We start from the raw sequence: 10,806 nt of genomic DNA, 5'->3' as shown, positions 1-10,806 counted from the left end.
GCGGTGGGTAATGTCGAGACCGTGACCGAATCGACCCCCCTGATCGCCACGCCGGAGCACACCGTCGAGGGCTTCGTCCGCGAGTACCTGCGCGAGCTCAACTTCGCGCAGGGCACCATCCTGCAGCGGGCGAGCGTCAACGACCAGTACCTCGCCCTGGCACGCACAGTGCGCCACTACCTCATGGCCCGGTGGATCACCACCACGACCGAGCACTACCGCCGCCAGCCCAAGGCCGTGGCCTACCTGTCGGCGGAGTTCCTGCTCGGCCGGCAGCTCGACAACGCGCTCGTCGCCGCCGACCTGGAGGAGATCGCCGCCGAGGCGCTCGCCTCGTTGGGCATCGACCTCGCCGTGCTGCGCGAGGCAGAGGTCGAGCCGGGCCTCGGCAACGGCGGCCTCGGCCGGCTGGCGGCCTGCTTCATCGACTCGCTGGCCACGATGTCCGTGCCCGCGATCGGCTACGGCATCCGCTACGAGTACGGGATCTTCCGCCAGACGTTCGTCGACGGCCGGCAGGTCGAGGAGCCGGACGACTGGCTGTCCGGCGGGTCGCCGTGGGAGTTCGCGCACCCTGAGCACGAGGTGACGGTCAGCTTCGGCGGGCGCACCGAGACGTACACCGAGGGCGAGGGCGAGACGGCGCGCGAGCGCACGCGCTGGGTGCCTGGCTGGCAGGTGCTCGGCGTGCCGTACAACTACATGGTCCCGGGCTACCGCAACGGGCAGGTCAACACGCTGCGACTGTGGAGCTCGCGCGCGACGCACGCCTTCGACCTGAAGATCTTCAACCACGGCGACTACGCCGACGCGGTGCGGGCGCGGACCTTCGCCGAGAACATCTCCAAGGTGCTGTACCCAGAGGACTCGACGCCGCAGGGCAAGGAGCTGCGGCTGCAGCAGCAGTACTTCTTCGTGGCGTGCTCGCTGCGGGACTTCATCGACCAGCTGCTGCCGGAGGACTTCGACCTGCACCGGCTGCCGGAGCGCATCTGCTTCCAGCTCAACGACACGCACCCCGTGATCGCGGTGCCCGAGCTGATGCGCATCCTCGTGGACGAGAACGGGTTCGACTGGGACGAGGCCTGGGAGGTCACGCAGGGCTGCTTCGCCTACACGTGCCACACGCTGCTCCCCGAGGCGCTGGAGGTGTGGCCCGTCGACCTGCTGGGGCGCCTGCTGCCGCGGCACCTGGAGATTATCTACCGCATCAACGACGAGTTCTTGGCCCGCGTGCGGGAGCACTCCGGCGACGACGAGCTGCTGGTGCGGCGGATGTCGATCATCGGCGAGCACCCCTCGCGGAGCGTGCGGATGGCCCACCTGGCCACCGTCGCCGCGACCAAGGTGAACGGCGTCGCGGAGCTGCACTCCCAGCTCCTGCGGGACAAGGTCCTGGCGGACTTCGCCCGGCTGTGGCCCGAGAAGTTCACCAACGTGACCAACGGCGTCACGCCGCGCCGGTTCGTCCGGCTGGCCAACCCTGGGCTGTCCGCACTGATCACCGAGGCCATCGGGGACGGCTGGGTGACCGACCTCGACCGGTTGCGCGAGCTCGAGCCGCTGGCCGACGACGCCGAGTTCCGTCGCCGCTTCCGCGAGGTCAAGGCGGCCGGCAAGGACCGGCTCGTCGAGCTCCTGGCGCGCCGGGACGGGATCGAGGTCGACTCGTCCACCATGCTCGACGTGATGGTCAAGCGCCTGCACGAGTACAAGCGTCAGACGCTGAAGATCCTGCACGTGATCAGCGTCTACGACCGGATCGTCTCGGGCGAGCTCGACGTCGACGACGTGGTGCCGCGCACCGTCGTCTTCGGCGCCAAGGCGGCGCCCGGGTACGTCATGGCCAAGGAGATCATCGCGCTGATCAATCACGTCGGAGCGGTGGTGGGTGCCCATCCCGAGGTCTCGAAGGTGCTGCGGGTCGCGTTCCCGGCGAACTACAACGTCACGGTCGCCGAGACGCTCATCCCGGCTGCGGACCTGTCCGAGCAGATCTCGCTGGCGGGCAAGGAGGCGTCCGGCACCGGGAACATGAAGTTCGCCCTCAACGGCGCGTTGACCGTCGGCACCGACGACGGCGCGAACGTCGAGATCCGCCAGCTCGTGGGGGACGACAACTTCTTCCTGTTCGGGCTCACCGAGCCCGAGGCCGCCGCGATGCAGGAGGCCGGGTACCGGCCGTCGTCGTACTACGAGTCGGACCCGCTGCTGCGCAGGGCGCTGGACCTCGTGGCCCACGGGGAGTTCTCCGGGGGCGACCGGTCGACCTTCGAGCCGGTGGTGTCCAACCTGCTGGGGGAGGACCGCTTCATGGTCCTGGCCGACTTCCGGTCCTACCTGGCCGCCCAGGAGCGGGTCGAGGAGGCCTATCGCGACCCGGACGCGTGGAGCCGATCCGCCGTGCTCAACGTGGCCCGCTCAGGATTCTTCTCCTCGGACCGCTCGATGCGGGACTACCTGGACCGCGTCTGGCACGCGGGCGTGCTGCCCTCGCCATGAGCCGCCGTCGTCGGGTGCCGATGGTTCCGGCACCCGACGACGATCGCTCCCCCTGTCAGGGACGTCGCCGGCGGCCGTGGTCCGGACGGTGGTGTCGGGCACGCCCTGGTGCGTGCCTCCCTTCCTCCGGAACGACGGCGTTGCCGGCGGTGACGAGCGCCCGGCCGGTGTGCTCCCCGGCACCTCCGACGGCCCGGACCGCGGCGTGGGCGGCAGGCTTGGCGTCGTCGGGCATGTCGTGCACGCTAACGCGACTCGGCGTGATCCGCGCGCGCAGGAGCCGCCACGACCGCGAGCGCCGTGGTGCGCGGCGTGGGCCTGGCTACACTCGGCAGCGATGCCTGAATTTGTCGCCGTGCGCGTCGTGACCGACTCGACCGCCTGCCTGCCCGCGCCCGACGACGCGGCACATGCCGAGCTCTGGGAGGGGCTGGACCGCGGCCCGATGGTGGTTCCGCTGCGGGTCGTCACCGAGGACGGGACGTTGCGCGAGGGTGTGGACGTCAGCCCGCAGGACGTGGCCGCACGCATCAGCGGTGGCGAGCGCCTGACGACGTCGCAGCCCTCGACGGTCGAGCTCTCCGACGCCTACCGCGCGGCCGCCGCCGACGGTGCCCGCTCGGTGGTCTCCGTGCACCTGTCGGGCGAGCTGTCGGGGACCTTCGCGTCGGCGGAGCGTGCCGGGCACCGGGCGATGATCCCGGTGCGCGCCGTCGACTCGAGGACCGCGGCGATGGCCCTCGGGTTCGCGGCGGTCGAGGCGACCCGGTGCGCCGCCGCGGGTTGTGACACCGAGCACGTCGCGCGGCGTGCCGCGGAGGTCGCCGGTTCGGCCGAGGCGGTGTTCCTGGTGGACTCCCTGGACCACCTGCGCCGCGGTGGGCGGCTCTCGGCCCCCGCGGCGGCACTGGGCACGGCGCTCGGCGTCCGGCCGATCCTCGGGGTGCGGGACGGCCGCGTCGAGCTGGTGCAGCGGGTGCGCACCCGCCGGGCCGCCGTCGCGCGCCTCGTGGCGATCGCGGTCGAGCGTGCGCGCCGGGCCACCCGGCCGGCCGTCGCGGTGCATCATCTCGGCGCTCCGGAGCGTGCCGCTGAGGTGGCCGAGGTGCTGGCCGACCGGCTGGGCCTGCGGCCCGTCGTCACGCCGGTCAGCGCCGTGCTGGGGGCGCACGTCGGGCCGGGGGCGCTGGCGGTGATGGTCGTCGACCGCGGCGGGCACGTCCACGACCTCGAGCCGGGCGGTCCCTGGTAGGCCCGAGCGCCAGAGGCCACCCCCGGGCGGGGACGTCCACAGATCAGCGGTCGACGGCGGCACGACGGTCGACGAGGTCCTTAGCGTCGCGTCGTGACCACCTCCGCCACGCCGCGCACCCCCGACGCCGCCGCACGACTCGACGCTTTGCGAGCAGCCCTCGACGAGACGGTCGCGGAACCGTCCGCACCCGTGGCAGCACCCCTGCCGGGAACGGATGCACGCATGGCGCCCGACGTGCCGGACCCCGAGCTGGTCGAGCGCCTGCGATCCCGCCGGTCGGCCGGGCACGTGGCCGCCGCGTACAGCGCGGCGCACGGCCACCCGGTGACGGCGGACGACGGCGGGGTGCGTCGCCGCTGGGCGCTGTCCGGTCCGGTCGCCGTCGCCGTCTGCGGTGTGACCCTGGCCCTGGCGCTGACCGTCGCAGCGCTCGCCTACCTCTCCGGCGCGAGCAGCGAGGACCTGGGGGTCGCCGTCGGTGGACCGCAGGCGGGGCCCGCGGAGGAGGAGGCGGTGACGGACCTCCTCGCCCCGCAGCCCGGCATCGTGGACGGGTCGGCGAGCCCGGCGCCGGCTGCGGCGTCCGCGACGGCGCCGGCGGCCGTCGTCGTCCACGTGACCGGCGAGGTCGCCGAACCCGGCCTGGTCGACCTGCCGGCCGGAGCCCGGGTGGCCGACGCGGTGGAGGGCGCGGGCGGGGCCGGCGACGACGCCGACCTGGCGGCGCTCAACCTCGCCCGGGCCGTCGTCGACGGCGAGCAGGTCCACGTCCCCGCGCCGGGGGAGGACCCGCCCGCCGTGCCGGCACCCGTCCCGGAAGGCTCGACGGACGGCACGGCGGACGGTGCGGGCGGCGCACCCGTGGCGCTGAACACCGCCGGGGCGGAAGCACTGACCTCCCTTCCCGGTGTGGGACCGGTGATCGCCGAGCGCATCGTGGCCTGGCGCGACGAGCACGGCCCCTTCACGCGTGTCGAGGAGCTGACGGAGATCTCGGGGATCGGCCCCGCGCTGCTCGCGGACGTGCGCGACCTCGTCGTGCTGTGACGTCGGACCTGCGGCTCGCCCCGACGGCACTCGTCGTCTGGGTCGCGGCGTGGTGCCTCACCGGGACCGTCGAGCCCGGTGCGGACGACGGCGCTGACACCGGCAGGGGTGCCGTGCTCGCCGTCGCGCTCCTCGCCGCGGCGGTCGCGCTCGGGTGTCTCGTCGCCGTGCGCCGGTCCCGGCGGCCTGCCATCGGCCACCTCCTGCTGGCCGGCGTGTGCCTGGTCGCGCTCTGCGTCTCGGTGCACACCCAGGTCGCGGCACGTGCCCCGTTGCCGGAGCTTGCCGGTGACGGTGCCGTCGCGACCCTGCGCGGCACGGTCGTCTCCGAGCCGCGGCCGGCGACGTTCGGTGCCGGGACCCGCTGGGAGGTCGCCGTGACACAGGTGTGGGCCCGCGGCACGGGGTCGGCGGCGCGGGGGCACGTCGAGGTCACGGCGCCCGGTCCTCCGCCGCGCTACGGGGCCACGGTCGTCGTCGACGTGCGTCTCGGCCCGCCGGGCATCGGTGCGGGGACGGTCGCGTCCGCGGCCGCGACAGCGGTACGCACCACCACCCCGCCCGGTGCCGTGCTGCGAGCGACGACGATCCTGCGCCAGGAGCTCCTGGAGGTCACCGACGGGCTGTCGCCGCAGGCCCGCGGACTGGTGCCGGGCGCTGCGGTGGGAGACACCACCCGGCTCCCCGACGACCTGGACGAGGCCATGCGGGCCACCGGGCTGACGCACGTCACCGCCGTCTCCGGCAGCCACTTCACGATCGTCGTGGCAGCGCTCACCGTCGCCTGCGTGCTCCTGCGGGTACCCCGCGCCGCACGCGTCGTGCTCCTGGTTCTCGGTGCGGCAGGCTTCGTGGTGCTGGTCCGTCCCGAGCCCAGCGTGCTCCGGGCGGCCTGGACCTGCGCCGTCGCGCTGCTCGCCCTGGCGCTCGGGCGTCCCGCTGCCGGGCCGCCCGCGCTCGCGGTGGCCTCGACGGTGCTGCTCCTCGTCGACCCGTGGATGTCACGGTCGTTCGGGTTCGCGCTGTCGTGCGCCGCGACCGCCGGCATCATCCTGCTCACCGGGCCGGTCGTCCGACGGCTCGCGCCGTGGTGCGGGCGAGCCCTCGCCTTCGCCGTCGGTGTGCCGCTCGCCGCGCAGGCCGCGTGCGGGCCCGTGCTGGTCCTCCTCGACCCTGCGCTTCCCGCGACGGCAGTGCCCGCCAACCTCCTGGCGGCACCGGCGCTCGTACCCGCCACGGTGCTGGGGCTGGTGGCCACGCTCCTGGCGCCCTGGGCACCGGCGACGGCGGGCGTGGTGGCGTGGTTCGCGGGGATGGCGACCGCGTGGATCGCGGCGGTCGCCCGGTTCTTCGCCGGGCTGCCCGGGGCGAGCCTGCCGTGGCCGGGCGGGGTCGGTGGTGCCCTCCTGCTCGCAGCGGCCACGACGGCGGTGCTGTGGGTCCTGCTGCGCAGGCCGCCGGGCCGGGGGTGGCGGCGCCCACCCCACGAGCTCCTGGCGGAGGCGGTGCGCCACGTCGCCCGGGGCTCGCGCCGTCTCGACCGGCGCCCGGGACGCCGGGTCCGCGGCGTGCTGTGCGTGGGCCTCCTCGTCACGGGCGCGCTGCTGGTCGGACTGGTGGTACCACGGCTCGTCCCCGGCGGCCCCGGTGAGGCGCCGGACGACTGGCAGGTGGTGGCCTGCGACGTCGGCCAGGGCGACACCCTGGTGGTGCGCAGCGGCGCACGCGCCGGTGTCGTCGTCGACGTCGGCCCACCGGGCGATGCCGCCGCACGGTGCCTCGGGCGGCTGGGGGTGGAGCGGATCGACCTGCTCGTCCTGAGCCACTTCCACACCGACCACGTCGGCGGGCTGGACGCCGTGCTCGCCGGACGCAGCGTGCGCGCCGCCGTCGTCTCACCGCTCGACGAACCGGCGGCGCCGGCACGGCGCGCCCGGCGTGCGCTCGCCGACGCCGGCGTGCCCGTCGTGGTCGGCAGCCTCGAGCAGCAGGGGGTCGCGGGCACGGTGGCATGGCGGGTGCTGGCGCCCGAGGCGTCGTCCGCGAGCGGCGCGGCCGGGGCGAACGACGCGAGCGTGGTGCTGACACTGCGGACCGCCGGCGGCATCGATGTCGTCACGCTCGGCGACCTGGAGCAGCCGGGCCAGGAACGGCTGGTGCGGCTGCTGGAGGCGTCCGGACTCCCGGAGGAGCCGGTCGAGGTGCTCAAGATGGCCCACCACGGCTCGGCGTCGCAGTCCGCGGAGCTCGCGCGGCTGCTGGCGCCGCGCGTGACGCTGGTGCCCGTCGGGGAGAACGACTACGGCCACCCCACGCAGGCGGCGCTCGCGATGTACACCTCGGTGGGCTCGCGCCTCGTGCGCACGGACGAGTGCGGTACGTCGGCGCTCGCGGTGCGCGAGGGCGGCCTGGTGCTCACCTGCGCGAGGGGCGGATGACATCGGTGGCGCCGACAGCGCCGACGCCACCGTGGTGCCAGGTGAGCCGCCGGGGGAACGGCTCGCACCGTCTCGGGCGCGGCGTCTCGAACCCCGCACCCGATCTGGCTCCATCCTGCGCCGCCGGGTGGGCTCAGCGCGTCTGTCGTTCGACGTATTCTTCGAGCACCCATCGAGCCACCTGGACACGCGAGCCGACGCCCAGTTTGGTGCGGATCCGCTCGACGTGCGTCCGAGCCGTGCCGGGGGAGATGACGAGGCGCTCGGCGATCTGCGGGTTCGTGAGGCCCTCGGCCACGAGCTCGGCCACCTCGAGCTCGCGCGGGGTGAGGACGGCCGCGCCACGCCTGCGGGTCGTCGTGCGACGGCCCAGCGCCACCACCTCCGCGATCGAGAGCGCCGGTTGACCGCCCATCGTCTCGGTGTCCCCAGGCTCGGCGGAGCCGATGCGGCGACGCATCTCCGCCGCGGCGCGGTGGCAGTCGCTCGCGTCCCGCACCCTACCGGTGGCCTCCAGGACGAGCGCCAGCTCGTCGACCAGGGGAGCGGCCTCGGCGAGCGCGTGGTACGGCGCCAGGTCGTCGAGCCCTTCGAGCAGGAGCGTCGCGGCCGCACCGAAGTCGCCGCGGCGTCGAGCCAGGACCCCGAGGTGCCCGCGGACGCGGCCCGCCAGCCAGACCGGAGGGTGGACCGCGAAGATCTCCCGGGCCTCCTCCAGCAGCGGTTCCGCGACGGCGTCCTCGCCGGCCTCGAGCTCGATCCCGCCCAGGTTGGCGCACCAGAGAGCGTGCAGGCGGGGGTCCGTCTGCGGGTCGTACAGCTCCCGCACCTGCCGGTATGCGTCGCGGGCGTCGTCGAACCGCCCCTGGGCGGCCGCGACGTCTCCGCTGACCCCCAGGGCGAAGGGCAGCCAGGAGGCCGGCTCACCGCGACGACGGATCTTCTCGAGGGCGTCGCGCGCGTGCTCGGCCGCGTCGTCGAGGAGGCCGAGGATGCGCTCCTGGTCCGCGAGCATGTACTCCAGGACGGCACGCCCGGCGCCGTCGAGGACGGCGATGGCGGCCTTGCTGCGATCCAGCCCGAACCGGATCCGACCCGTCACCCGCCAGAAGCGGATCGTGCCGGTGAGCAGACCGACCAGGGTGGGGGCGTCGCGGCAGGCGATGGCGCTGTCGATGGCCGCGACGATGTCGTCGTGCAGCTCCTCGAGCTCGTGGATCTGCTCCGGGGAGAAGTAGCGGTCACGGTCGCGCTGTGCGGAGATCCGGGCCAGCACGGCCTGGCGGTGCGCGGCGGTCACCTCGACGCGAGCCGCGTCGTCCAGGCAGGCCCGGGCGTGCTCGCGGACGACGGCGAGCATGCGGTAGCGCGTCGTGGCACCGGTGGTGTCGACGGCCAGCAGCGAGTGGTCGACGAGCTCGGCGAGGCCCGTCACGACCTGTGCTGGCGAGGAGCCGGGCGGGCAGACCGCACCGGCCAGCGAGGCGTCGAAGCCACCCACGAACGTGCCGAGCCGCCGGTAGAGATCAGTGGTGTCGTCGGTCAGGAGCGCCAGGCTCCAGTCGAGCGAGGCGGTCATCGTGCGCTGGTGGGCGGTGCCGCCGCGCATCGCGGGCAGCCGCAATCGCTCGGCGAGGCCGGCGTCGAGCTCGGCCGGCGTCATGGTGCGCAGCTGCGTGGCGGCCAGGACGAGCGGCAGGGGGAGCCCGTCGAGCCGCCGGCACACGGAGAGCAGAGCGGCGCCCTCCGGTCCCCTCGGGTCCACCCGGGCTCCGACGGCGTTCGCCCGTGCGGCCAGCAGCCGTACCGCCGGGCCGGGCTCGCCGTCGTCGGTCAGCGGCAGCGGACCGAGGCCGAGCCGGCGTTCGCCCGGAACGTCCAGGGGACGCCGGCTCGTCGCGACGATCGTCAGCTCGGGGCACGCCGCCGCGACCATGCCGACGAGGTGGGCCGCGGCGTCGAGGACGTGCTCGCAGTTGTCGAGGACGATCAGGGCGGGCCCGCTGCGCAGCTCCGCCGCGAGGACGTCGTGCGGGTCGCCCAGCGAGGAGCGCAGCCCGACCTCGTGCAGCACGTGCACCACGACGTCCTCGGACTGGTCGACGACCGTGAGGTCGACGAACCATCGACGCCCGAACTGACCGGCGAGCAGGTGGCCGACCTCGACGGCGAGGGACGTCTTGCCGGACCCGCCGACGCCGGTGATGGTCACGACGGACTGGCTGGCCGCGTCGACGGCTTCCAGGACCGCCTGGACCTCGTGCTCGCGACCCAGCAGCCGCGTGCGGCGGGCGGCGAAGGTCGGCGCGGCGGCGAGGTAGCGGTCCACCGGATCATGCAACCACGTGCGCGGGGCGACAGCAGCGGAAGTCCACGCTGTGTCAGGCGCGCGCCGGCTTCCCGGCGTCAGGCCGTGAGAAGCCGGTGGAGCGTGTCGAACCGTTGGTCCCAGGTCCAGGCGCCCCGCACCCAGCCCGGCCCGTCGGCCCCCATGCGTCGGCACCGGGCCGGGTCCGCGAGCAGCTCGACCAGGCGGCGGGCGACGTCGTCCGGGTCGGTGCCGTCGACGACGAACCCGGTCCTGCCGTCGCGCACCGCGTCGGGGGCGCCACCGGAGCTGCCCACCACCACGGGCAGCCCGGCGGCCTGGGCCTCGAGGTAGACGATGCCCAGGCCCTCGACCTCGAGCCCGCCGCGCCGGCTGCGCGACGGCATCGCGAAGACGTCGGCCGCCGCGTAGAACGAGGGCATCGCCGTGTGCGGGTGCCCGCCGGCGAGCACCACGCGGTCAGCCAGGTCGCGGTCGTGGACGAGCCGGCGCAGGCGGTCGGCGTCCGGCCCGTCCCCGACGATCAGCAGCCGCGCGTCCGGCACGTCGCGCAGGACCGCCGGCAGGGCGCGGACGAGCGTGTCCTGCCCCTTGCGCTCCACCAGCCGGGCAGCGCACAGCACGACCGGCGCGTCCGGCGGGATCCCGTAGCGGGTGCGCACCTCCCGGCCCCCGGCCGGGTCGGCGCCGGCGAACGTCTCGGGGTCGACGCCGGGGGAGAGGCGGACGGCGCGCGCCGCGGCCTGCGGTCCGACGGCGGCCGCGAGCGTGTCGACCGTGCGGTCCGAGAGGTAGGTGAGGTGGTCCACGTCCCGGCCGATGCGTCGCAGCGCCGCGCGGGTGCCCGGGACCCGGGCCCACCACAGCTCGTGGCCGTGGGTGGTGGCGACGATGCGGCGCACGGAGGTGCGACGACGCAGCGCGGAAGCCATGAGCCCCAGCGGGGCCGCAGCGCCGAACCACACGCTGTCGCAGCCGTGCTCCTCGACGAGCCGCACCACCTGGCGGGTGCGCGCGGGGGTCGGCAGCAGCATGCGGGTGTCCGCGCGCACCACGGGGTAGGGCAGGGTGCGGTCGAACGCGTCCTGGCCGGGGGTGGCGGACGTGTGGACGACCACCTCGGCCGGGTCGAACCGGGAGGTCATCGCGTGGACGAACGTCTCGATACCGCCCTGACGCGGGGGGAAGTCGTTGGTGACGACGAGGGTCCGGGGCACCGGCTCAGGCTACCGGGG

General features: G+C 74.7%; 7 protein-coding genes. 4 read left to right on the top strand and 3 right to left on the bottom strand.

The window, feature by feature from the left end; translation table 11 throughout:
- Positions 1 to 21: 21 nt before the first annotated feature.
- Complete coding sequence (locus ACWAT2_RS02935) at positions 22 to 2,502, top strand: glycogen/starch/alpha-glucan phosphorylase (protein ID WP_402371151.1); 2,481 nt, start codon at positions 22 to 24, stop codon at positions 2,500 to 2,502.
- A 55-nt stretch (positions 2,503 to 2,557) separates the two neighbouring features.
- Here ACWAT2_RS02935 and ACWAT2_RS02930 read toward each other — a convergent pair whose 3' ends face one another.
- Positions 2,558 to 2,737, bottom strand: a complete 180-nt coding sequence (locus tag ACWAT2_RS02930) for a hypothetical protein (RefSeq protein ID WP_402371153.1) — start codon at positions 2,735 to 2,737, stop codon at positions 2,558 to 2,560.
- Positions 2,738 to 2,839: 102 nt separating this feature from the next.
- On the opposite strand from ACWAT2_RS02930, the gene ACWAT2_RS02925 reads away from it, so the two are divergent.
- From ACWAT2_RS02925 to ACWAT2_RS02915, 3 genes are all read left to right on the top strand, one after another.
- A complete protein-coding gene (locus tag ACWAT2_RS02925) occupies positions 2,840 to 3,754 on the top strand; it encodes a DegV family protein (RefSeq protein ID WP_402371155.1) in 915 nt (304 codons plus the stop codon).
- A 93-nt stretch (positions 3,755 to 3,847) separates the two neighbouring features.
- Entirely contained in the window at positions 3,848 to 4,804 is a 957-nt protein-coding gene (locus ACWAT2_RS02920) for a ComEA family DNA-binding protein (RefSeq protein WP_402371157.1), read from the top strand.
- On the top strand, positions 4,801 to 7,242 hold the full coding sequence (locus tag ACWAT2_RS02915) for a ComEC/Rec2 family competence protein (RefSeq protein WP_402371159.1): 2,442 nt from the start codon (positions 4,801 to 4,803) through the stop codon (positions 7,240 to 7,242). The genes ACWAT2_RS02920 and ACWAT2_RS02915 overlap by 4 nt, the downstream gene beginning before the upstream one ends.
- Before the next feature lie 133 nt (positions 7,243 to 7,375).
- On the opposite strand, the gene ACWAT2_RS02910 is transcribed toward ACWAT2_RS02915, so the two are convergent.
- Positions 7,376 to 9,571: an ATP-binding protein gene (locus tag ACWAT2_RS02910; RefSeq protein WP_402371161.1), complete on the bottom strand. Its 2,196-nt coding sequence runs from the start codon at positions 9,569 to 9,571 to the stop codon at positions 7,376 to 7,378.
- A 77-nt stretch (positions 9,572 to 9,648) separates the two neighbouring features.
- Positions 9,649 to 10,788, bottom strand: a complete 1,140-nt coding sequence (locus tag ACWAT2_RS02905; protein ID WP_402371163.1) for a glycosyltransferase family 4 protein — start codon at positions 10,786 to 10,788, stop codon at positions 9,649 to 9,651.
- Positions 10,789 to 10,806: the final 18 nt, after the last annotated feature.

It is taken from the genome of Isoptericola sp. GX10416 (assembly GCF_056590155.1).
Note: the sequence above shows the minus strand (reverse complement) of the source record. Positions and strands in the feature narration are given on the sequence as shown.